Here is a 22148-nt window from a genome sequence, read left to right on the forward strand (position 1 = left end):
AGATGGATTTCATTCTTCTGGACTACACCACGCTGCGCGTGATCTGGTGGCTGCTGCTCGGCATCCTGCTGATCGGTTTCGCCGTGATGGATGGTTTCGACCTGGGCGTGGGCACCCTGCTGCCCTTCGTCGCCCGCAACGACGCCGAGCGCCGGCTGGTGATCAACACCATCGGCCCGGTGTGGGAAGGCAACCAGGTGTGGCTGATCCTGGGCGGCGGCGCGATCTTCGCCGCCTGGCCGCCGCTCTATGCGGTCAGTTTCTCCGGGTTCTACCTGGCGATGTTCGTGATCCTGTTCGCGCTGATCCTGCGTCCGGTCGGTTTCAAGTTCCGCAGCAAGATGCCCAGCGAACGCTGGCGCAACACCTGGGACTGGGCGCTGTTCATCGGTGGCTTCATCCCGGCGCTGATCATGGGCGTGGCGGTGGGCAACGTGCTGCTGGGCGTGCCGTTCCACTTCGATGACAGCATGCGCATCTTCTACACCGGCTCGTTCTTCGGCCTGCTGATGCCCTTCGCGCTGCTGGCCGGCCTGCTCAGCGTGTCGATGCTGGTCGCCCACGGTGCCGCCATGCTGGTACTGAAGACCGACGGCCCGGTGGCCGAACGTGCAGCCCGTTTCGGCAGCATCGCCGCGATCATCGCCTTCGTGCTGTTCGCCGTGGGCGGTGCCTGGGTGGCCTTTGGCCTGCCGGGTTACCAGATCACCTCGCAGGTGGTTACCGATGGCGCCACCAATCCGCTGCTGAAGACCGCCGAACTCGGCGCCGCCGGTGGCTGGATGCGCAACTACAGCGCGATGCCAGCCACGATCCTGGCACCGCTGCTGGGTCTGGCCGGCCTGCTGGCCAGTGCGGTGCTGCTGCGTGCCCGTCGCGGCGGGCTGGCCTTCATCGCTTCCGGTGCGGCCATCGCCGGCATCATCCTGACCGTCGGTTTCGCCATCTTCCCGTTCCTGCTGCCGTCCTCGAGCCAGCCCACCTCCAGCCTGACCGTGTGGGACGCCTCGTCCAGCCACCTGACCCTGTGGATCATGCTGCTGGCCACGGCGGTGTTCCTGCCGATCATCCTCGCCTACACCACCTGGGTGTACCGCGTGCTGAAGGGCAAGACCACCACCGAAGAGATGGGCAACAACCCGAACGCTTACTGATTGACGGTGTGCCGGCCCACGGCCGGCACATCCCTTGAACAAAGGAGATCGACCATGTGGTATTTCGCCTGGATTCTCGGTGCCGGCCTCGCCTCGACGGTGGCCATCCTCAACGGCATGTGGTTCGAAGCCCGCGAGCAGAACCGCATCGAGAAGGAAAATCGTCGCTGAGCTGTAAAAAAACCTTGCCGCCTTGGCCTTCACACGGTATCTTAGGCGGCTCCTTCGGGGTGTAGCTCAGTCTGGTAGAGCGCTACGTTCGGGACGTAGAGGTCGCAGGTTCGAATCCTGTCTCCCCGACCACTCAAGTGGTCGCATTGAAGCCTGGTGAAGTCGTCCAGGCTTTTTTGTTCCCTGAAGTGGCACTGCTTCGGCAGTGTGAAGAAAACAGCATTTACCCCTTGCCGCCATCGGGGTGAATCGCTAGAATAGGCGGCTCCCTTCGGGGTGTAGCTCAGTCTGGTAGAGCGCTACGTTCGGGACGTAGAGGTCGCAGGTTCGAATCCTGTCTCCCCGACCACTTCGGTGGTCACCAAGAAGCCTGGAAGACGACAGTCCTCCGGGTTTTTTTGTATCCAGCGCCCGGCGCGCCCGCATGACGGGACCTTGCCGGACCGCACACGTACAATGGCCGCGCTGCCGGCCCGCCTGCAGCCACTCCCCCACCTGCCGCTTCGGCGTAGACCGATGCCGGCGCTGCATGCCATTGCTCCGGCGTGCGACACCTGCAAGGACCACCGATGAGTTCCTCCACTTCCGATTCGCCGTCGCTGCTGCACGGTCGTGTCCTCGCTTTCGCCGCCATCCTGCTGGCGGCGATCAACCTGCGCACCGCCGTCACCTCGATCACCCCGCTGCTCGACGTCCTTGGCCAGCAGTTCGGCTTCGGCACCACCATGACCGGTGTGCTGGGCATGTTGCCGACCGCCTCGTTCGCGCTGTTCGGCGTGGCCACGCCGGCACTGGCACGGCGCCTCGGCCTGGAGCGCACCACCCTGCTGGCGATGGTGATGGCGATGGCCGGCCTGCTGCTGCGCTCCAGCGCCGGCAATGTCGGCACGCTGCTGCTGGGGTCGGTGCTGGCGCTGGCCGGCATGGGCATCGGCAACGTGGTGGTACCGCCGCTGGTGAAGCGCTACTTCGCCAACAAGGTCGGCACCATGAGCACGCTCTACATCAGCGTGCTGCAGCTGGGCACGATGCTGCCGGCGCTGCTGGCGGTGCCAGTGGCCAACGCCGCTGGCTGGCGCGTCTCGCTGGGCATGTGGGCGCTGCTCGCGCTGGCCGCGGCACTGCCGTGGCTGGTGCTGGCCAAGCGCGCACCGAAGCCGCAGGCGGACGCCACCGATCCGACCGCGCAGCCGCATGGGAAAGTCTGGCGCACGTCGCTGGGCTGGAGCATGACGCTGATGTTCGGCATGACCTCGCTGATGACCTATTCGATGTTCACCTGGCTGCCACGCATCGTGGTCGAGGCCGGTGGCACGCCGGCCTTCGGTGGCGTGATGGTGGCGGTGTTCTCGGCATTGGGGCTGCTGCCTTCACTGGTCATCCCATCGATGGCGGTTCGCATGCAGAACCCGTTCCCGCTGGTGCTGATCGGTTTCTTCTCGTTCGTGATCGCCTTCACCGGCCTGCTGCTGGCGCCGATGAAGGCCCCGCTGCTGTGGGCCTGCCTGCTCGGCGTCGGTCCGTCCACCTTTCCGCTGGCGCTGACCCTGATCAACCTGCGCACGCGCACTCCCACCGGCTCGGCGGCGCTGTCCGGCTTCATGCAGGGCGTGGGCTACAGCTTCAGCTGCCTGGGGCCGTTCCTGGTCGGCTGGCTGCATACGGTCAGCAACGGCTGGACGCTCCCGTTCAGCTTCCTGTTCGGCTGCGCCACCCTGATGCTGTGCGCCTCCTGGGTGGCCTGCAAGCCACGCAAGCTGGAAGACCTCTGGTAACCCGTTGAGGGGCCGCACGCCGGCCCCGCCTGCCGCTCGTCAGCCATTCCAGGAAAATTGACGCCGGACTGACAATTCCGGGCGGATAGTGCCCACGAATGCCCTTCCTTGCCGCGTGCCGGCATTGGGCATGGGGCCGGCCTGGCCGCCCAGGCCACCACTCGGTGTGCGGGGGATTCTCGCTTCAGACAAGACATTGCAGGTCGCTGTCCGGGTTGTACCCGTCCTTGCTGGGCGGGAGTGCACGAAGGGAGTGACGCAGGGCACGGCCACCCCAAAAGCTGGCATGTGATGTGCGTCACATTTTTCACGATTGTCTGGTCAGGAAGCCAAGGGGGTCCCCAATGGTTGTCCACCGCCGGCTGGCGCTTTGCGTCGGCCTCGCCTGCACTGCCCTGGCCTGGGCCAGCGGCGCTGCCCCGCCCGATCGCGAGGCGGCCCTGGCCGAGATCGGCCGCTACCGCGACCAGGCCCGATGGTTGGATGCGCTGGGCGCCATCGAGCGTGCCAGCCAGCAACAGCCCAACGACGATCTGCTGTTCAAGCTGCGCGTGCTGACCCTGGGCGACATCGGCAATGCATGGCGCGCATGGGAGCTGTACCAGCAGCGTCCACAACTGTTCGACACTGCCCAGAAGCAACGCCTGGAAGGCGACTACCTGGCCAAGCTGGTGGTGTGGAGCCTGGCCTACAGCAGCAGCGAGGACAGCCGCCTGGAAGAGGCCGAATCGACCCTGGCACGCATGCAGCGCTACCTCGGCAGCGAAGGCACGCCGTCCGCCCAGGCCCCGCTGCGGATCCGCATGGACCGGCTGATCCTGCTCAACCGCCTGGGCCGCCATGCGCAGGTGCGCGAGGAAGCGCGGGCCCTGCAGGCCGAAGGCCACACTCTGCCCGACTACGTGCTGCCCGCAGTAGGCGATTCGTTGATGGGCACCCTGCACCCGGAGGAAGCGATTCCGGTGCTGCAGGCAGCCGTCGCTGGCGATCCCTCGCGCGATGCCTCGCACTCGGAGCTGGCGTATGCCTATCTGGAAAGCGAACAGCAGGAAAAGGCCATCGACCTGCTGCAGGCATGGCGCGACAAGGAACCCGCGTGGCGCTGGAGCAACGGCAAGTCGCCGTATGCGAACTGGTCGCGCTACGAGGCCGACCTGAACCTGGCAATGGTGCGCGCCTACAGCGGCGACCTGCGCACCGCACAGCACGACCTGGAATCGATGGTCGACATCGCACCGGGCAACGGCGGCCTGCAGAGCGCACTGGGCAGCGTCTACATGATGCGCGGCTGGCCACGCACGGCCCTGCAGCGCCAGCAGATGGCGCATGCACTGGACCCACGCGACATCGAGCCCCGGCTCGGCATGGAAGAGGCGTACGTTGCCCTGCAACGCGATGATCTGGCGCGACCGCTGCACGACGATCTGGTGGCACGCTACCCCACCCAGCCCGCCGTCGAACGCATGGACCAGGCATGGCGCGCGCATCGCGGTTGGCAGCTGAAGGCATGGACCGACATTGGCCGCAGCTCCGGCGGTGGCGGCACATCGCCACTGGGCAACAACGACCGTCACTACGGCATGGAAGTGCAGACGCCGGTGCTCGACGACCGCTGGCGGTTGTTCGCCTTCGCCGACAGGCGCTCGGTCGATTTCCAGGACCAGCGCATCGACCCGCTGTGGCTGGGTGCAGGCGTGCGCTATCGCTTCGGCCGACTGGATGCCGAAGCCGCCGCGCTGCGTGCCAACGACCACGTCGGCGATACCGGCCTGCGTCTCGGTGTCGGCTGGCAGTTCAACGATTACTGGCATGCCGGGCTGGTGGCTGTACGCAACGATCCGGAAGCCTCGATGCAGGCGCGCGTGGCCGGCATCACCGCTGACAGCGTGAGCGCGCAGGTCGACTACCGGCGCAGCGAGCTGACCCACTGGGTGTTCGGCGCCAGCCGCTTCCGCTACGACGACGGCAACCACCGCGAACTGTTCAGCACCAGCGTTGAACAGCGCCTGCTGACTCGGCCGCGCTGGCTGATCGATGGCCTCGCCAGTGCCTACACCAGCCGCGGCAGCCGCGACGACGCGCCCTACTTCAACCCGAAGCGCGACCGCATGGTCGAGATCGGAATGCGCATCGACCAGCAGTTGTGGCGGCACTACGAGCGCCACTTCCGGCACCGGCTGACGGTCTCGCTGGGTGACTACTGGCAGGACGGCTTCGGCAGCGCGCTGGTCCCTTCGGTGTCCTACATGCACGAATGGCAGCTGGGCCAGGGCCGCGTGTTCGAGTACGGCGTGCGCTGGTCGCGGCCGGTCTACGACGGCCACCGCGAGCGTCATATCGGCTTCGAAGCCGCACTGCGCTGGGGAGAGTGACATGGCCCGCATCCTGCGACTGATCGTGCTCCTGCTGCTGTCCGCCGCACCGCCGGCGTTCGCGCAGCAGGCCCTGCATCTCGATGCCATTGACAACGGCCTGCTGATCCTCAGCTACCACGACATCCGCGACCAGGTCGCGGCCAAGGGCGACGCCGATACCTACGCGGTGAGCACGCAGAACTTCGCCGCGCACCTGGACTGGCTGGGTGCGCACGGCTATCACCCGGTGTCGTTGTCGCAGGTGATCGACGCCTCACAGGGGCGCGCCACGCTGCCGCCAAAGCCCGTGCTGCTGACCTTCGATGACGGCCTGCGCAGCGTCTACGACAAGGCGTTCCCGCTGCTGCAGGCCTACCGCTACCCGGCGCTGGTGGCAGTGATCACCGATTACGTGGACATGGCGCCCGGGCGCACGATCGACTATGGCTACCGGCCGTTCGGCCACGATGACTTCGTTACCTGGGCGCAGCTGAAGCAGATGCACGACAGCGGCCTGATCGAAGTGGCCAGCCATACCGACGACCTGCATCACGGTGTGCTTGCCAATCCGCAGGGCAATTCGACGCCAGCGGTGGTCACCCGCATCTACCGTCCAGCCACGCACAGCTACGAGAGCGAGGCGCAGTACGAGCAGCGCCTGCGCGCCGACCTCGGCCGTAGCGTGCAGCGCATCCAGCAGCACCTTGGCATACGCCCGCGCGCCATCGTCTGGCCCTATGCCGCCTACAACCAGTTGAGCAACGACATCGCCGAGCAGCTGGGCATGCCGGTATCCTTCGATCTGGAAGGCCGCAGCACGCCGGTGGCCAGCGACCTGCACGGGCTGGCGCGCTTCCTGGTCAGCGACAACCCGACCGTGGAGGGCCTGGCCTACGAGCTGCGCCGCGACGTTGCGCTCGACGGCATCCGCGCGTTGCAGGTCGACCTGGATGATGTATACGACCCGGACCCGGCGCAGCAGGCGCGCAACCTCGATGCGCTGATCGAGCGGGTCAAGCGCATCTCGCCCACCCACGTCTACCTGCAGGCTTTCGCCGACCCCGACGGGAACAATACCGCCGACGCGCTGTACTTCCCCAACCGGCACATGCCGATGCGCACGGACCTGTTCAGCCGGGTCGCCTGGCAGCTGAAGTCGCGCGCGGGGGTGAAGGTCTACGCCTGGCTGCCGGTGCTCGGGTTCGAGCTGCCCGACCCGGTGCAGCGGAAGGCATTGGCGATCCGCAACGGCGATGCCGACGGCATGTACCGGCTGGACTTCACCAACCCGAAGGCACGCCAGATCATGCTCGACATCTACGAGGATCTGGCCGTCAACTCGTACTTCGAAGGCCTGCTCTTCCATGATGATGGTTACCTGCGCGACACGGAACTGCCGGCGCTGGCGGCCGGTGACGATGGCAGCGCACGCACCCGGGCGCTGATCGACTTCACCCTGACCCTGCGCGACAGTGCGCAGCGTTGGCGACCGAAGCTGGCGACAGTGCGCAACCTGTATGCCGAGCCGGTGTTGCGCCCGCAGAGTGAGGCCTGGTTTGCACAGCGCCTGGACCTGTTCAACAAGGCTTACGATCAGACCGCGCTGATGGCGATGCCATGGATGGAAGGCAGCAGGCACCCGGAACGCTGGCTGGACCAGCTGCTGGCCGCGGTGCGCGCGCACGATCCCCAGCTGCAGCACACCCTGTTCGAACTGCAGACCGTGGATTGGCGCAGCGGCCAGCCGATTCCCGCCGCACGCCTGCGCGCGCAGATCCGCCAGCTGCAGGCGCAGGGCGTACACCATTTCGCCTGGTACCCGGATGACTTCATCGCCGGCCAGCCTTCCACCCATGATGCCCGCGCGGCGATGTCCGCCGGCAACTTCCCGTACCCGGAGAAGTGACATGGACATGCATCCGCTGCTGCAGGTCCTGTTCCAGTTTGCCTTCTACTACCCGATGGTGATGGCGTTCTTCTGGATGTCGGGCGGTCTGTACTACTACTTCCGGCGCGAACGCCATTCGCGCCCGCGCAATGATCCTCCGTTGATGGTGGATCCACCGTTCGCAAGCCTGCTGATTCCCTGCCACAACGAATCGGAGAACCTGGACGACACCCTGGGGGCCGCGCTGGCGCAGCGCTATCCGGCCGACTACGAGGTGATCGCCATCGATGATGGCAGCAGTGACGACACCGGCGCCCGGCTCGACGTGCTGGCGGCGAAACATCCACGGCTGCGCGTGCTGCACCTGGACCGCAACCTCGGCAAGGCCAATGCGCTGCGCATGGGGGCGCTGGCGGCACGCTCAGAGTACCTGGTGTGTATCGATGGCGATGCCATGCTGGAGGAACACGCCCTGCACTGGATGGTGTGGCACCTGGTCAGTGGCAACCGGGTCGGCGCGGTCACCGGCAACCCACGCATCCGCAACCGTTCAACCCTGCTCGGGCGCCTGCAGGTGGCCGAATTCTCTTCAATCATCGGCATGATCAAGCGCGCGCAACGTGTTTACGGGCGCATCTTCACGATCTCCGGGGTCATCGCCGGCTTCCGTCGTACCGCACTGCACGAGGTCGGCTGGTGGTCGGACGACATGGTGACCGAGGACATCGACATCAGCTGGCGCCTGCAGCGCGCGCATTGGGACATCCGCTACGAACCCAACGCGCTGTGCTTCATCCTGATGCCGGAAACGCTGAAGGGTCTGTGGCGGCAACGGCTGCGCTGGGCGCAGGGCGGCGTGGAAGTGATGCTGCGGCATGCGCGTTCACTGCTGAACTGGAAGGAGCGGCGCATGTGGGGCGTGCTGCTGGAGTATGTGCTGAGCGTGATCTGGGCCTACACCATGCTGTTCATCGTGGTGTTGTGGGTGCTGGGCAAGCTCATCGACATGCCGCCGCAGCTGTACATCGCCAGCCTGCTGCCGCAATGGCATGGCGTGATCCTGGCCCTGGTCTGCCTGCTGCAGTTCGCCAGCAGCCTGATCATCGACCGTCGTTACGAAACACAGATTGGACGCAACTACTTCTGGGTCATCTGGTACCCGATGGCGTACTGGCTGATCAGCCTTTCCACCACCCTGGTGGCGCTTCCCAAGACCCTGCTGCGCCGTCGCAGCAAGCGCGCTACCTGGACCAGCCCTGACCGGGGGATCCGATGAACGCACAACACCCGTCCAACCGCTTCGACTCGCGGATGATCCGCAAGCCACATCATCAACCGCGCTTCCAGCGCACCGCCTGGGGCTTCGTCACCCTGGCGTTCTGGGGATTCTACTTCTACCTGTGGGCACCGTTGGTGACCCTGCTCTCATGGCTGATCGGCGGGCAGATGGCCTGGCAGCAGCTGTACGAGCGCAAGAACCAGTTCGACCCCTATGTGCTGGTCGCGCTGCCGCTGATGCTGCTGTGTGCAAGCGTGCTGCTGATCGGTTGGGCCGAATACAACCGTGCGCGTTTCCGCGGCCACGAACGGCGCCTGCCACGGCCACTGGCCAGCCTCAATGAAGTAGCCGCCGATCTCGGCGCCAGCACCGGCCTGGCCGAGCGGTTGCTGGGCTGCAAGTCCGCTACGCTGCACATGGATGAGCATGCGCGGCCGGTGGGCATCCGCCGCGAGGTGGTGTGACGCCCCGGTAGTCGCCGACCCTGGTCGGCGTTTGCTTTGGTGGATGCCGGCCTTGGCCGGCGCTTGGGCCTGGTGGGTGCCGACCGTGGTCGGCACCGCGGCCTGGTGGGTGCCAACCTTGGTCGGCACCGCGGCCTGCCGCGCAGAGCATCCACGCATGGCGTGGATCTACTTGCGCGTCTGCCCTTCGCCACGCACCACGAAACGCTCGACGGTGAGCGCCTCCAATCCCATCGGGCCGTAGGCATGCAGCCGTGTGGTGGAAATGCCGATCTCGCTGCCCAGGCCCAACTGGCCACCGTCGGAGAAGCGTGACGAGGCATTGACCATCACCACCGCCGAGCGCAGCGCAGTGACGAAGCGCTCGGCATGGCCGGCGTCTTCGGTCGCGATCACTTCGGTATGGTCGGAGGTATAGCGGCGGATGTGCGCGATGGCCGCATCGAGGTCGTCGACCACCCGCACAGCCAGCACCAGGTCGAGGAATTCGGCAGCGTAATCCTCCTCGGTCACCGCCGTGCTGCCTGGCAGCAGCGGCTGCGCCTGCGCATCGGCACGCAGCTCCACGCCGCGCTCGCCGAGTGCCTGCGCCACGCGCGGCAGGAAGGCTTCGGCCACATCACGGTGCACCAGCAGGGTCTCCAGTGAGTTGCAGGCGGCCGGACGACTGCACTTGCCATCCACCAGAAGATCGATGGCCTTGCCAAGGTCGGCACTGGCATCCACGAACAGGTGGCAGACGCCCTTGTAGTGCTTGATCACCGGCACCCGTGCGTGTTCGGCGACGAAACGGATCAGGCCTTCGCCACCACGCGGAATCGCCAGGTCGATCAGCTCGTGCAGCTGCAGCAGTTCCAGCATCGCTTCGCGGCGCAGGTCGGTCAGCACCGTCACTGCTGCCGGTGGCACGCCGTTGGCCTTGAGCGCCCCCGCCAGCGCCTGTGCGATGGCGGTGTTGGAATGGATCGCTTCGGAGCCACCACGCAGGATCACGCCATTGCCAGCCTTCAGGCACAGCGCGGCCGCTTCGGCGGTCACGTTCGGGCGCGCCTCGTAGATCATCGCGATCACGCCCAGCGGCACGCGCACCTTCTGCACGCGGATCCCGTTCGGGCGCACGTCGTCGCGGGTCACCTGGCCGACCGGATCTGGCAATCCGGCCACTTCGCGCACGGCCTCGGCCATCGCGAACAGGCGCGGCGGGTCCAATGCCAGACGATCGAGCATGGCGCTGCCCACGCCTTTCTCGCGCGCAGCGGCAAGATCACGCGCGTTGCCGGCCAGGATCAGCCCGGCGTTCACTTCCAGTGCTTGTGCCATCGCCAGCAGCAGCGCGCGCCGGGCGTCACTGTCGAGACCGGCGACCACCTGGGCCGCGTCACGGCAGGCCCGCGCCTGCGCTTCGATGTCACTCATCGGAATATCCTTCAATGCGGTCATGGCAGCACCAGGTCGTCACGATGGACGACGCTGCCGCCGTAGTTGTAGCCGAGCACGGCCTGGATGTCGCGCGAATGGCGGCCAGCGATGCGGCGCACGTCGTCGGCCGCGTACTGGCTGACACCGCGGGCGATGCACACGCGCCCCTGCGACGCGTCCCAGCACACCTGCACCATGTCGCCACGGCGGAACGTCCCTTCCGCACCGGTGATGCCGCCAGGCAACAGCGAAGCGCCCTTCTCGCGCATCGCCTGTGCAGCACCGGCATCGATCAGGATCACGCCTTCGGCCAGCGGTGCGTGCCGCAGCCAGTGCTTGCGTGCGGCTTCGCGGCTGCGCGCGGCGTGGATGCGGGTGCCGAACAGGCGATCCTGTGCCAGCGCACGCACCACCTCGCCACTGCGTCCATTGAACAGGTAGGTCTCGATGCCGAGGCGGCCCGCCTTTGCCGCCGCTTCCAGCTTGGTGCGCATGCCACCGGTCCCGGCACGTGATCCCGCGCCCCCCGCCATCGCCAGCACTTCATCATTCAATTCCACAACGTCGTGCAGCGGCCGTGCGTCGGCATGCGAGCGCGGGTCGGCGCTGTACAGGCCGTCGATGTCGGTGGCGATGAACAGCGCATCGGCATCGACCAGCGCCGCCACCGTCGCCGCCAGATTATCGTTGTCGCCGAGCTTGAGTTCGTCCACCGACACGGTGTCGTTCTCGTTGACCACCGGCAGCGCGCCCAGCCGCAGCAGTTCGTTGAGGGTGGCGCGGGCGTTGAGGTAACGGCGGCGGTTGCGCAGGTCGTCATGGGTCAGCAGCACCTGCGCCACCGGGCGCTCGAAGAAGCGCTGCCAGAGGCCGATCAACTGGGCCTGGCCAAGCGCCGCCAAGGCCTGCCGCGCCGCCATCGCTGCGCCCGGCTCATCGGCGCGCGGCAGGATCGCGCGTCCGGCCGCCACTGCGCCGGATGACACAATCACCACCTCGCGCCCGGCCAGCACGTTGGCCGAGACGAATTGCGCCAGGCCCAGCGCATGCCGCGGCGACAGGCCACCACCGTCGGCCGCCAGCAGGCTGCTGCCGACTTTCAGCACCGCACGCCGCCACGGCGGCAGCGCCTGTTGTGGGAACGGCGAAGCGGCGTTGGCAGCGTGCAGGGTCATCGGTCAGGGTCTCAGCGGGTGTTCCATTCGTGCACGGTCAGGTCGGAGGCCTGCATCGTCACCAGCGGATCGGTGGCGACGATGGCCTGTGCCTGCGCCAGGCTGTCCACGTTGCACAGCACGTAGGCGCCACCACTGCCATCGGCGAAGCCGCCGGTCAGGTGCAGCTTGCCCTGGGCCTGCAACGCATCGAGGAAATCACGGTGCGGCTGCACAGCGGCGGCGTTGAAATCGGGCCGGCGCATGGCCAGCACCAGGTAGACCGTGCCCGCCATCAGGCCAGCGCCTGCCAGCGCGCACGCAGTTCATCCAGGCGCAGGTCGGCCGCCGAGCCCGGCGATACACGTGCGGCCAGGCTGCCTTCCGGCGTGCGCCCCTGCCCTGCACTGTCGGCACCGGCAGCGGCGGCCTTGTAGGCCTCGCGGAACGGCACGCCGGCCACGGCCGCTTCCACTGCAACGTCGGTGGCATACATGCCTGAATCAATCGCCGCCCGCAGCTTGTCGTCACGCCATTCCAGGTTGGCCAGTAGTGCCGGCAGCAGTTCCAGCGCAGCCAGGCCGCGGCCGAAGCCGTGGAAGATGGCGCCCTTGGACGACTGCAGGTCGCGATGGTAGCCCGACGGCAGCGACAGCAACTGCTCGATCTCGGTACGTGCGGCGGCCACGCTGGCATGGGTGGCACGCATCAGCTCGATCACGTCCGGGTTGCGCTTGTTGGGCATGATCGAGCTGCCGGTGGTGTACTGCGCCGGCAGCGCGACGAAGCCGAACTCGGCGCTGGTGAACAGCGACAGGTCCCAGGCGATGCGGCGCAGGTCCAGCGTGGCACCACCCAGTGCTTCCAGTGCAGCCAGCTCGAACTTGCCGCGCGACAGCTGCGCGTAGATCGGCGAGATCTGCATGCGCGCGAAGCCGAGCGCCGCCGTGGTGTGTTCGCGGTCGAGCGGCAGGTTCACGCCGTAGCCGGCAGCCGTGCCGAGCGGATTGGCGTCGACCAGCGCATGGGTGTCACGGGCGCGGATGGCATTGTCGATGAAGGCCTCGGCCCAGCCCGCCCACCACATGCCGGCCGAGGACACCACGGCGCGCTGGATGTGGGTGTAGCCGGGAATCGGCAGGTCCTTCTCGGCCTGCGCACGGTCCAGCGCGACCTTGGCCACTTCGGCGCTGAGCTGCGCCACGCGCTGCAGCTTCTCTTTCAGCCACAGGCGGGTGGCGACCAGGATCTGGTCGTTGCGGCTGCGGCCGGTGTGGATCTTGCGGCCGGCATCGCCGAGGCGTTCGGTCAGGCGCGCTTCGATCGCCGAGTGGCCATCTTCGTACTGCGTATCCAGCACGAAGCGGCCTTCGCGGAAGTCCTGCGCCAGCACGTCCAGTTCGCGCAGCAGGCCAGCCAGCTCATCGGCACTGAGGATGCCGATGTGCTGCAGGCCCTGTGCATGCGCGGCGCTGGCGGCGATGTCGTGCAGGAAGAACTCGCGATCGAGGATCACGTCGTCGCCGGCGAGGAAGGTCTGGATCTGGGCGTCGACGGCGACGCCGGGCTTCTGCCAAAGAAGGTCTGCCATGGAGGCTCCGGAATACGTGTTCAGTGCGGGATCGACGTCAGTTCGTCGATGCCCAGCGCAAGGTTGAGGTTCTGCATGGCCTGGGTAGCCGCGCCCTTCAGCAGGTTGTCCAGGGTCGCCACCACCACCACGCGCTTGCCGCCCGGGGCCAGGGTGAAGCCTCCGACCTGGGCACCGTGGCGACCGGCAATGCGGCTGACCCACGGCGCCTCATCCACCACCTCGATCAGCGGTTCACCGGCATAGGCCTGCTGGAAGCGCTCGACGATCTGCTCGCGGGTCTGCACCCGGTTCAACCACAGGTTGGCGGTAAGCGTGATGCCACGGAAATGCGGGGCGACGTGCGGCATGAACTCGACGGCCACACCCAGCTGCACCGACACTTCGCGCTCGTGCACGTGGTTGGTCAGCGCGTAGGGCATCAGGTTGTCGGCCAGCAGTTCAACGTTGTTCTTGTCCGACGGGGTGGTACCGGCACCGGAGTAGCCGGAGACACCGAAGCACTGCGGCGGGCCGGCCAGCAGGTCCAGCAGCGGATGCACCGCCAGCTGCATCGCGGTGGCATAGCAGCCCGGGTTGCTGATGTGCTTCTGGCCGTTGTAGCGGCCGCGGGTCAGTTCCGGCAGGCCGTAGTACCAGCTGTTATCGAAACGATAGTCGGCCGAGAGGTCGACGATGACGGTGTCCGGCTTCGCGGCTTCAAGCGCGGCCACGAACGGTGCGGCCAGGCCGTTCGGCAGGGCCAGGATCACCGCGTCCACGCCCTTGGCCGCCACTGCATCGGCGTCCAGGTTTTCGTACTGCAGCTCGCCCTGGAATTCCGGGTGATGGTCGGACAGGCGCTGCCCGGCCCGCTCGCGCGAAGACACAAAGGCCAGCTCCAGCCGCGGGTGGGCGGCCACCAGCTTGATCAGCTCGGCGCCGGTATGGCCGCGGGCACCGACGATGCCCAGAGTGAAAGTCGAATCGTTCATGCGTGACTGTCCAGGCGGTACTGCAGGTGGCGCTTCACGCCCTGCCATTCCGCGTCGATGATGGAGAAGATGACGGTGTCGCGCGGCGTGCCGTCGGCGTGCCGCTTGTGGTTGCGCAGCACGCCATCCTGCTTGGCGCCGAGGCGGGCAATGGCGGTGCGTGAAGTGGCGTTGAACCAGCTGGTTTCCAGCACCACGCTGATGCAACCCATCGTTTCAAAGGCGTGCTGCAGCAACAACAGCTTGGCATCGGTATTGGCACCGGTGCGCTGCACGCGCGGCGTGTACCAGGTGTAGCCAAGGCTGAGTTTCGGCACGCTCGCATCCATGTCGTAGAAGCGCGTGCTGCCGATGATCTCACCGGCGGCATCGCGGATCACGAACGGCAGCACCTTGCCTTCGGCCTGCGCCTGCAGCGCGGCCTGCACATAGGCCTCGGCCCGCTCCGGCGACGGCACCTGCGTGTACCAGAGCTGGTCCAGCCCGCTGCCGTCCAGCGCAGCGCGCAGGCCCGGCACATGTTCCATCTGCAGCGGCTGCAGCATCACGTGCTGGCCGCGCAGGGTGGGTACCGAATTCCAGGCGTCGGGGTTGCTCATCGCTCAGCCCTGCAGGCTTGGTGTGCGCTTGGCGCAGTGGTCGACATAGGTGCGGATGCGATCGATGCCATCGGCACCGAACCAGAACACTTTCCACTGATCCTGCTTGTAGCAGCCATCGGACTCGGCGTAATAGAAGTGATTGATCGGATTGCCATGGCGCGAGCGCCAGAACAGCTGCGGGGTTTCCTCCAGCATCACGTTCCAGACTGCACGGCCCAGGCCTTCACCCTGCGCATCGTCGAGCACGGCGAACTTGTCGAGGTACACGCCTTCGGCTTCGTCGGTGAGGATCACCGCGGTGCGGTAGTTCTCGCTGACATAGGCGCGCAGCAGTCTGGTCTTCTCGAAGTAGTCCGGCACCAGGGTGCGGCCGAAGCTGGATTCGATCAGGCCCTTCAGGCGCGGCAGGTCCAGTTCGTTCCAGGCGGTGGCGCGCAGCACCTTCTCGCCCTTGCGCACCAGCGTGCCCGAGCCCTTGTGGGTGAACAGTTCCTTGGCCAGGTCGGCCGGGCGGGTGATCGACACCGACGATTCCAGCGGCAGCCGGTCGAGCAGGTCCTTGATCTGTTCGATCTTCACCTTCATGCCGCCGTGGATCCACGGCTGTGCGATCAGGTGGTCGTACTCGGTGGACAGGTTGATCGAATCGATCACGTTGCCCGCCTCGTCCAGCAGGCCGCCGGTGCCGGTCAGGAAGATGATCTTGTACGGCTGCAGTTCCTGCACCAGCTCGTTGGCGGCGAAGTCGGCGTTGACGTTGAGGATCTGGCCACCGGCGGTTTCACCCAGGCTGGTGATGACCGGGATCGAGCCCGCACGCAGGCTGGCCTCGATCGGCGCCAGGTTGACCTTCCTCACCTCGCCGACCAGGCCGTAGGTATCCACGTCCAGGTACTCGGCCTCGAACACGCCACCGGTGATCGAGGTGGCGCGCGCGCCGTTCTGCTGCAGCGCCTCGACCAGCCGCAGGTTGGACTGCTGGAACACCCGGCGCACGATCGCCAGCGCTTCCGGCGAAGTCACGCGCAGACCATTGACGGTCTGCTTCTCGATGCCGGCGGCCGACAGTTCGGCATCCAGCTGCGGGCCGGCGCCGTGCAGCACGATCGGGGTCAGCCCGACTTCCTGCAGGAACGACAGCGAGGAGGTCAGTGCGTCGAGGTCATCGCGCAGCACTGCGCCGCCGACCTTGACCACGGCGAAGCGCTTGGCATCCAGCTGCGAAAAGCGCTTGAGGTACTGGCTGATCTCCTTCGCGCTGGCCATGCTGGAAAGCAGGCGCACGATGGTCTGGCGGGTCTGGCGGTGGGGCTGGAGGGCAGGAGACATTTCGGTTTCGTCGGAAAGGGAAGAATCAGGCGCCGGCGGCGATGATGCGATGCACGGCGTCGGTGTAGCGCTGCAGCTGGTCCAGCGTCACGAACTCGTCGGCGGTGTGGGCCTGGGCGATGTCACCCGGGCCGAACACCAGCGTGGTGTAGCCACCGGCCGAGAACAGCGAGGCTTCGGTCCAGAAGTCCACCGCGTTGCCGATCGGCAGGTCCAGGGCATCGGCCACGTCGCGCGCCAGCAGGCGGCGGTTCTCGGCTTCGGCGATGTCGCCGGCCGGCAGGCTGGGGCCACGGAAGGTTTCGGTGAATACCGCCGCTTCCGGCTCGGCGAAACCGGCGAAGGTGGCCAGCAACGCGTCGATGTTCATCGACGGCAGCGGCCGGAAACCGAAGCGCACTTCGGCGGCGGGCGCGATCATGTTGGCCTTGATGCCGCCTTCGACGCGGCCGATGTTGAAGCGCAGGCCGGTCAGTCCGCCAAAGCGCGCCGACGCCAACGATTCCACATGGTCCAGCGCACGGTTGCCCCAGCGCATGGCCTGGTGCAGCGCGCTGGCGGCGGCATCCTGCTTGCCCGAGGCATGCCCGGCGCGGCCGGCGAACTGCATCAGCACCGAGCTGATGCCGCGATGCGCCAGCACCGCTTCGCTCATGGTCGGCTCGGCCACAAGCACCGCTTCGTACGGAATGCCGCGGGCCAGGAACGCGGCGATGCAGCGCGGATCGTTGGCTTCCTCGTCGCTGGAGAACAGGAACGCGGCGTCACCATCGCTGGCATTGGCTGCGGCCACCAGCGCGGCCGCCGCGCCCTTGATGTCGCACACGCCCAGGCCGACCACGCGGTCGTCCAGGCGCCGCATCACGTGCGGGTCGGCACTCCAGTGCGGCGAGTCCGGCACGGTGTCCAGGTGCACGTTGAACAGGTACTTCGGCGTACCACGCACCGCGTACAGGCTGACCGCGCCCGCGCCGTGGTCGATCACCTCGACGTTGAAGCCCGGCAGGTTCGCGCGCAGGTAATCGAAGATGCCGCCGGTGGTGATCGCACGCGGCGGGTTGCGGGTGTCGAAGGACACCAGGGCCTGCAGGTGATCGAGCGTCTGTTCAAGCATGTGTCTGAATATCCGTAGGGTTCGAAATCGGTAGTGCCGGCCGCTGGCCGGCTCCGCAATGATCCAGCCGTGCCACGAGCCGGCCAGCGGCCGGCACTACCGTCACAGGTCAACCGCGGTTGACCTGCGCGTAAACGGTGGAGCTCATGCCGAACAGCTTGATGAAGCCCTCCGCCTCTTCCACGCCCCAGTCGGCCGACTGCGCGTAGGTGGCACCCTTGGTGTTGAGCAGGTGCGGCGACTTCACCGCCACGGCATCGACGCGGCCACCGCGGGTTTCCAGCACCACTTCACCGTTGACCTTGGCCTGCGAGGACTTCAGGAAGGCCTCGATGTCGGTCTTCAGCGGGTCGTGGTAGAAGCCTTCGTACACCAGCTCCACCCACTTGCGCGCCACGTCCGGCTTGAAGCGGTTCTGCTGCTTGGTCAGCACGGCATCTTCCAGCGCGCGGTGTGCGGCCAGCAGCGAGACCAGGCCCGGGGCCTCGAACACGATGCGGCCCTTCAGGCCGATCACGGTGTCGCCGGTGTACACGCCACGACCAACGCCATACGGGGCGAACAGCTTGTTGAGCTGGGCCAGGATCTGGTCGCCCGGCAGCGCCTTGCCGTTCAGTTCAACGGCTTCGCCTTCGACGAACTTCAGGGTGACGGTCAACGCCTGTTCCGGCCACTCGCTGCGCGGCGAGCACCAGCCCCGCGCACCCTCGCCCGGGGCTTCCCAACGGTCGATCTCGCCACCGGACATGGTCAGGCCCAGCAGGTTCTCGTTGATGGTGTAGGCCTGCTGCTTGGCACGCACGCCGAAGCCGCGCTCTTCCAGGTACTTCTGCTCGTAGGCGCGGGTCTGGGTGTGTTCCTTCTGGATCTCGCGGATCGGCGCGATGATCTGGTAGTCACCCAGCGCCTTCACGGCCAGGTCGAAACGGACCTGGTCGTTGCCCATGCCGGTGCAGCCGTGGGCGATGATGTTGGTGCCCAGTTCGGCGGCACGCTTCAGCGCGGCATCGACGATCAGGTAACGGTCGGACACCAGCAGCGGGTACTGGCCCTGGTAGCCCTCGCCAGCCCACACGAACGGCTTGACGAAGCCTTCCCAGATGGCCGGGCCACCGTTGACGGTGACATGGCTGGCCACGCCCAGTTCGGCAGCGCGCTTCTCGATGAAATCGCGCTCTTCATCATCCACGCCGCCGGTGTCGGCGAACACGGTGTGCACGTTGTAGCCACGCTCCTGCAGGTACGGCACGCAGAAGCTGGTATCCAGGCCGCCGGAGAAGGCGAGAACGACGTCTTTGTTGCTCATGGGGAGGGTATGTCCTGGTAGCGCCGGGCCGTGCCCGGCGGGAATGATTGAATCGGAAAAAAATCAGTGCCCGGCAACCGCGGCCATGATCGCCTTCTGCACGTGCAGGCGGTTCTCGGCTTCGTTGATGGCGATGCACTGCGGCGAATCCATCACGCCATCGGTGGCCTTCACGTTCCGGCGCAGCGGCAGGCAGTGGCTGAACACACCGTTGTTGGTCAGCGCCATCTTCCGCTCGTCGACGATGAAGTGCTTGAACTGGTCGCGGATCGGCTTTTCCGGTTCCCAGTTGCCGAAGAACGGCAACGCACCCCAGCTCTTGGCATAGACCACGTCGGCGCCGGCGTAGGCACTGTCGATGTCATGGCTGATCTTCAGCGAACCGCCGCTCTCGGCCACGTTCTGCTCGGCCCAGCCCATGTAGCGGTCGTCGAGGATGTAGTCGGCGGTCGGGCACAGCAGGGTCACGTCCATGCCCATGCGGGTGGCGATGGTCAGCGCCGAGTTGGCCACGGCGGTGTTCAGCGGCTTGGGGTGGTAGGTCCAGGTCAGCACGTACTTCTTGCCACGCAGGTCCTGGGTGCCGAAGTGCTCCTGCAGGGCCATCACGTGCGCCAGCTCCTGGCACGGGTGGGTGATGGTCTCCATGTTGATGACCGGCACCGGCGAATACCTGGCGAAGCTGTTGAGGACGATGTCCTGGCGGTCGTAGGCCCAGTCGATGAACTTGGGGAACGCACGCACGGCGATGATGTCGCAGTAACGGCCCAGCACCTTGGCCACTTCAGCGATGTGCTCTTCGGTGTCGCCGTCCATCACCGTACCGAGGTTGAACTCGATCGGCCACGCATCCTTGCCCGGCTGCAGCACCACCGCGTGGGCGCCGAGCTGGAACGCGCCCAGTTCGAAGCTGGTGCGGGTGCGCATGGACGGGTTGAAGAACACCAGCGCGATCGACTTGCCCTTGAGCTGGTCGCCGAGCTTGTTGCGCTTGAACAGCGCGGCCTGGGTCAGCAGCGCGTCAAGTTCGCTGCGGCTCCAGTCCTGGGTGTTCAGGAAGTGCTTGGGGGACATCATCTTTCCTTGCGTAGCGGCGCCGGATTCGACGCGGTGGAAGGGAAAAACAGGAACCAAAGGTGGATCGAAAAGGTTGCAGTTGAAGCTTTCAGAACGCGGAAACGAAAAAACCCAGCCGGCGGGCTGGGTTTTTTTCGGACGAACAGCAGAAAGCTCCGGTTACCCAGCGAGGATGTGGGGTTCCGGTCGACGCGCACGCGAGGTCATGCCCGACGCCTGTCGGGCTGCGCTGCTGTCGTGCTGGAAGTCGGTGAGCTTCATGGCCGCCAATCTTTGCATGCGGCCGGGGCCGGCGCAAGGGGCCGGGGTCCCAGAATCAGGGATTGCCGGCGGCGCCCTGCTCGGGGCCGACCCAGGGGGTGATCGAGACCCGGATCTTCAGCCGGTTGCCGGGGTCTTCCGGCAGGCGCGAGCGGTACTTGGTGCCCTTGTAGACGTAGTCCACGTCGTAGGCGATGGGGCGGCGGAATTCACGCCCGACCGGCACGATGCGGCAGTCGCGGGTCAGCATCGGGCCATTGTTGGCTGGCGCCGGGGCCGGCGTCTCGGTCGCGGCCTCCTCGGGGATCTCCTCGTCACTGCGCTTGAACATCGAGCGCACCGAATCCCAGAAGCGGCCGATCCGGCCCTTGTCCTCGACAGGCTCTTCCCCGGTCACGTTGACAGGGGCCAGGGTACGGGTCGAGATCGGCTCGCAGTGCTCCTCGGTACGGGTCGCGCGCAGGGTCTGGAACACCGGTTCGACGTTCAGCACCTGCGCATAGTCGAACTTCACGTTCTCGACGATCACCACACGGTTGCGCGGCTCGGCGTCCTGCGCCTGGGCCACGGCGGCCGTCGCCGACAGGCAGGCCAGGGTCAGCAACACGGTGGATTTCAGTGGCGACGGGAGCAAGGACACGGCAATAGTGTAGGCAGTGACGAGCGCAAGGGGCTGAACATTACCCGTCCACGCTGCTCCTGCCCACCCCACCTTGGGTGAAGCCGGCGTCCACCGGTGGCAACCGGTGCACCCAAAGGGGGCCGACACGTTCTAAAATCACAGGCTTGTCCCCCAGCCACACCCCCATGACCCTGCGCCTGCACAACAACCTGACTCGCCAGCTCGAACCGTTCACCCCGCTCGATCCGGCCTGTCCGACCCTGTATGTGTGCGGCCCCACGGTCTACAACTACGTGCACATCGGCAACGCCCGTGGCCCGGTGGTGTTCGGGGTGCTGGCCGATCTGCTGCGGCGGCGTTTCGGCGCACTGCGCTACGCCCGCAACATCACCGACGTGGACGACAAGATCAACACCGCCGCGCGCGAGCAGGGGGTGCCGATCAGCACCATCACCGACAAATTCGCCGCCGCCTACCGTGAAGACATGGCCGCGCTGGGCGTGGTGCCGCCGGACATCGAGCCGGAGGTGACCGCGCACATGCCGCAGATCATCACCATGATCGAGCAGCTGATCGCCAACGGCCATGCCTATGCCGCCGAGGGCCATGTGCTGTTTGCGGTGGCCAGTTTCGACGGCTACGGCAAGCTCTCGCGCCGTGATCCGGAGGAGATGCTGGCCGGCGCCCGTGTCGATGTCGCCCCCTACAAGCGCGATCCGGGCGATTTCGTGCTGTGGAAGCCATCCACCGACGACCTGCCCGGCTGGGAATCGCCCTGGGGCCGTGGCCGCCCGGGCTGGCACATCGAATGCTCGGCGATGGCCGCCGCCCATCTGGGCGAGACCATCGACATCCATGCCGGCGGTGTCGACCTGCAGTTCCCGCACCACGAGAACGAGATCGCACAGAGCGAATGCGCGCATGGCGGCAAGATCTTCGCCCGTTATTGGCTGCACAACGGCATGCTCAACTTCGGCGGCGCCAAGATGAGCAAGTCGCTGGGCAACATCGAGCGCGTGCATGACCTGGTGCGCCAGCATCCGCCGGAGGCCCTGCGCCTGGCGCTGCTGTCGGCCCATTACCGGCAGCCGCTGGACTGGTCCGATGGCCTGATCGAGCAGTCGGTGCGCACCCTGGACCGCCTGTACGGCACCCTGCGCGAGCTGGCGTCGATCAAAGCCAGCGCGGTGATCCCGGCCACCGTCGAGGCGACCCTGGATGACGACCTGAACACCCCGCAGGCGCTGGCCGAAGTGGCCCGCATCGCCGCCGACGCGCGTCGTGCCACCGATCCGGCCGAACAGGCGCGCCTGAAGGGCGAGCTGCTCGGTGCGGGCCTGGCACTGGGCCTGCTGCAGGCCGATCCGGCGCAGTGGTTCGGTACCGCCGCCGGCGATGATGGTGACGATGCGCGCATCCAGGGCCTGATCGACGAGCGCACTGCGGCCAAGAAGGCACGTGACTTCGCCCGTGCCGACGCCATCCGCGACCAGCTGGCCGCCGAAGGCATCGTGCTGGACGACACTCCGCAGGGCGTTCGCTGGTCGCGCAAGCGCGGCTGACCCGCCCTGCCCCGTGGCCGGTCCGCCGGCCACGCCCCCACTGTAGAGACTG

19 protein-coding genes and 2 tRNA genes are annotated in these 22148 nt (G+C 66.7%); 10 read left to right on the top strand and 11 right to left on the bottom strand.

The features are described 5' to 3' along the window. The first annotated feature begins 2 nt into the window (after positions 1–2). From cydB to pgaD, 9 genes are all read left to right on the top strand, one after another. Positions 3–1154, top strand: coding sequence for a cytochrome d ubiquinol oxidase subunit II (gene cydB, locus ACZK29_RS14710; protein WP_478446193.1), 1152 nt, complete (start codon positions 3–5; stop codon positions 1152–1154). A 54-nt stretch (positions 1155–1208) separates the two neighbouring features. Beyond that, a complete protein-coding gene (gene cydX, locus ACZK29_RS14715) occupies positions 1209–1325 on the top strand; it encodes a cytochrome bd-I oxidase subunit CydX (protein ID WP_005410354.1) in 117 nt (38 codons plus the stop codon). 55 nt (positions 1326–1380) lie between these two features. Next, a tRNA-Pro gene (locus tag ACZK29_RS14720) sits at positions 1381–1457 on the top strand. Between the two features lie 140 nt (positions 1458–1597). Then, a tRNA-Pro gene (locus ACZK29_RS14725) sits at positions 1598–1674 on the top strand. Positions 1675–1894: 220 nt separating this feature from the next. Then, the gene (locus ACZK29_RS14730) at positions 1895–3100 is read left to right on the top strand and encodes a CynX/NimT family MFS transporter (protein WP_111202856.1); all 1206 of its coding nucleotides are present in this window, start codon (positions 1895–1897) and stop codon (positions 3098–3100) included. A gap of 344 nt (positions 3101–3444) precedes the next feature. Further along, complete coding sequence (pgaA, locus tag ACZK29_RS14735) at positions 3445–5472, top strand: poly-beta-1,6 N-acetyl-D-glucosamine export porin PgaA (RefSeq protein WP_478446194.1); 2028 nt, start codon at positions 3445–3447, stop codon at positions 5470–5472. Position 5473: 1 nt separating this feature from the next. Further along, the gene (gene pgaB, locus ACZK29_RS14740; protein ID WP_478446195.1) at positions 5474–7360 is read left to right on the top strand and encodes a poly-beta-1,6-N-acetyl-D-glucosamine N-deacetylase PgaB; all 1887 of its coding nucleotides are present in this window, start codon (positions 5474–5476) and stop codon (positions 7358–7360) included. A gap of 1 nt (position 7361) precedes the next feature. Then, positions 7362–8618, top strand: coding sequence for a poly-beta-1,6-N-acetyl-D-glucosamine synthase (pgaC, locus tag ACZK29_RS14745; RefSeq protein WP_111202860.1), 1257 nt, complete (start codon positions 7362–7364; stop codon positions 8616–8618). Then, on the top strand, positions 8615–9085 hold the full coding sequence (gene pgaD, locus ACZK29_RS14750) for a poly-beta-1,6-N-acetyl-D-glucosamine biosynthesis protein PgaD (RefSeq protein ID WP_106550061.1): 471 nt from the start codon (positions 8615–8617) through the stop codon (positions 9083–9085). The genes pgaC and pgaD overlap by 4 nt, the downstream gene beginning before the upstream one ends. 168 nt (positions 9086–9253) lie before the next feature. On the opposite strand, the gene ACZK29_RS14755 is transcribed toward pgaD, so the two are convergent. The 11 genes from ACZK29_RS14755 to ACZK29_RS14805 all read right to left on the bottom strand — a co-directional run bounded on the left by ACZK29_RS14755 (position 9254) and on the right by ACZK29_RS14805 (position 20531). After that, the gene (locus tag ACZK29_RS14755) at positions 9254–10525 is read right to left on the bottom strand and encodes a glutamate-5-semialdehyde dehydrogenase (protein WP_111202862.1); all 1272 of its coding nucleotides are present in this window, start codon (positions 10523–10525) and stop codon (positions 9254–9256) included. After that, entirely contained in the window at positions 10522–11679 is a 1158-nt protein-coding gene (gene proB, locus ACZK29_RS14760; RefSeq protein ID WP_111202863.1) for a glutamate 5-kinase, read from the bottom strand. The genes ACZK29_RS14755 and proB overlap by 4 nt, the downstream gene beginning before the upstream one ends. A gap of 11 nt (positions 11680–11690) precedes the next feature. Then, positions 11691–11954, bottom strand: coding sequence for a YciI family protein (locus ACZK29_RS14765; RefSeq protein ID WP_111202865.1), 264 nt, complete (start codon positions 11952–11954; stop codon positions 11691–11693). Then, a complete protein-coding gene (argH, locus tag ACZK29_RS14770; protein WP_111202867.1) occupies positions 11954–13249 on the bottom strand; it encodes an argininosuccinate lyase in 1296 nt (431 codons plus the stop codon). The genes ACZK29_RS14765 and argH overlap by 1 nt, the downstream gene beginning before the upstream one ends. 20 nt (positions 13250–13269) lie before the next feature. Then, entirely contained in the window at positions 13270–14223 is a 954-nt protein-coding gene (gene argC / locus ACZK29_RS14775; protein WP_014647783.1) for an N-acetyl-gamma-glutamyl-phosphate reductase, read from the bottom strand. Then, positions 14220–14822: a GNAT family N-acetyltransferase gene (locus tag ACZK29_RS14780; protein ID WP_478446196.1), complete on the bottom strand. Its 603-nt coding sequence runs from the start codon at positions 14820–14822 to the stop codon at positions 14220–14222. Before ACZK29_RS14780 ends, argC begins: the two co-directional genes overlap by 4 nt. A gap of 3 nt (positions 14823–14825) precedes the next feature. Beyond that, positions 14826–16154 carry an acetylglutamate kinase gene (locus tag ACZK29_RS14785; RefSeq protein ID WP_478446197.1) on the bottom strand — a complete coding sequence of 443 codons (1329 nt, stop codon included), beginning with the start codon at positions 16152–16154 and terminating at the stop codon, positions 14826–14828. Between the two features lie 25 nt (positions 16155–16179). Next, positions 16180–17268 carry an acetylornithine deacetylase gene (locus ACZK29_RS14790; protein WP_049404648.1) on the bottom strand — a complete coding sequence of 363 codons (1089 nt, stop codon included), beginning with the start codon at positions 17266–17268 and terminating at the stop codon, positions 16180–16182. Positions 17269–17377: 109 nt separating this feature from the next. Further along, positions 17378–18574, bottom strand: coding sequence for an argininosuccinate synthase (locus ACZK29_RS14795; RefSeq protein WP_111202877.1), 1197 nt, complete (start codon positions 18572–18574; stop codon positions 17378–17380). Between the two features lie 63 nt (positions 18575–18637). After that, positions 18638–19648 (bottom strand): N-acetylornithine carbamoyltransferase, encoded by a 1011-nt coding sequence (locus tag ACZK29_RS14800; RefSeq protein ID WP_111202879.1) that lies wholly within the window; start codon positions 19646–19648, stop codon positions 18638–18640. Between the two features lie 319 nt (positions 19649–19967). After that, the gene (locus tag ACZK29_RS14805; protein ID WP_181358215.1) at positions 19968–20531 is read right to left on the bottom strand and encodes a glycine zipper 2TM domain-containing protein; all 564 of its coding nucleotides are present in this window, start codon (positions 20529–20531) and stop codon (positions 19968–19970) included. Between the two features lie 188 nt (positions 20532–20719). Here ACZK29_RS14805 and cysS point away from each other — a divergent pair, with 188 nt between their 5' ends. Then, the gene (gene cysS, locus ACZK29_RS14810; protein WP_478446198.1) at positions 20720–22096 is read left to right on the top strand and encodes a cysteine--tRNA ligase; all 1377 of its coding nucleotides are present in this window, start codon (positions 20720–20722) and stop codon (positions 22094–22096) included. Positions 22097–22148: the final 52 nt, after the last annotated feature.

Source organism: Stenotrophomonas sp. 89682_Sma (genome assembly GCF_056481405.1).

Excerpts from the sequence above, each read along its gene's own strand:
- ACZK29_RS14800 (WP_111202879.1), bottom strand. The coding sequence starts at position 19,648 with ATGTCCCCCAAGCACTTCCTGAACACCCAGGACTGGAGCCGCAGCGAA.
- ACZK29_RS14765 (WP_111202865.1), bottom strand. The coding sequence starts at position 11,954 with ATGGCGGGCACGGTCTACCTGGTGCTGGCCATGCGCCGGCCCGATTTC.
- ACZK29_RS14755 (WP_111202862.1), bottom strand. The coding sequence starts at position 10,525 with ATGACCGCATTGAAGGATATTCCGATGAGTGACATCGAAGCGCAGGCG.
- argH (WP_111202867.1), bottom strand. The coding sequence starts at position 13,249 with ATGGCAGACCTTCTTTGGCAGAAGCCCGGCGTCGCCGTCGACGCCCAG.
- ACZK29_RS14730 (WP_111202856.1), top strand. The coding sequence starts at position 1,895 with ATGAGTTCCTCCACTTCCGATTCGCCGTCGCTGCTGCACGGTCGTGTC.
- pgaD (WP_106550061.1), top strand. The coding sequence starts at position 8,615 with ATGAACGCACAACACCCGTCCAACCGCTTCGACTCGCGGATGATCCGC.
- cydB (WP_478446193.1), top strand. The coding sequence starts at position 3 with ATGGATTTCATTCTTCTGGACTACACCACGCTGCGCGTGATCTGGTGG.
- ACZK29_RS14795 (WP_111202877.1), bottom strand. The coding sequence starts at position 18,574 with ATGAGCAACAAAGACGTCGTTCTCGCCTTCTCCGGCGGCCTGGATACC.
- ACZK29_RS14785 (WP_478446197.1), bottom strand. The coding sequence starts at position 16,154 with ATGTCTCCTGCCCTCCAGCCCCACCGCCAGACCCGCCAGACCATCGTG.
- pgaC (WP_111202860.1), top strand. The coding sequence starts at position 7,362 with ATGGACATGCATCCGCTGCTGCAGGTCCTGTTCCAGTTTGCCTTCTAC.
- ACZK29_RS14790 (WP_049404648.1), bottom strand. The coding sequence starts at position 17,268 with ATGCTTGAACAGACGCTCGATCACCTGCAGGCCCTGGTGTCCTTCGAC.
- argC (WP_014647783.1), bottom strand. The coding sequence starts at position 14,223 with ATGAACGATTCGACTTTCACTCTGGGCATCGTCGGTGCCCGCGGCCAT.
- proB (WP_111202863.1), bottom strand. The coding sequence starts at position 11,679 with ATGACCCTGCACGCTGCCAACGCCGCTTCGCCGTTCCCACAACAGGCG.
- ACZK29_RS14780 (WP_478446196.1), bottom strand. The coding sequence starts at position 14,822 with ATGAGCAACCCCGACGCCTGGAATTCGGTACCCACCCTGCGCGGCCAG.
- pgaA (WP_478446194.1), top strand. The coding sequence starts at position 3,445 with ATGGTTGTCCACCGCCGGCTGGCGCTTTGCGTCGGCCTCGCCTGCACT.
- pgaB (WP_478446195.1), top strand. The coding sequence starts at position 5,474 with ATGGCCCGCATCCTGCGACTGATCGTGCTCCTGCTGCTGTCCGCCGCA.
- cysS (WP_478446198.1), top strand. The coding sequence starts at position 20,720 with ATGACCCTGCGCCTGCACAACAACCTGACTCGCCAGCTCGAACCGTTC.
- cydX (WP_005410354.1), top strand. The coding sequence starts at position 1,209 with ATGTGGTATTTCGCCTGGATTCTCGGTGCCGGCCTCGCCTCGACGGTG.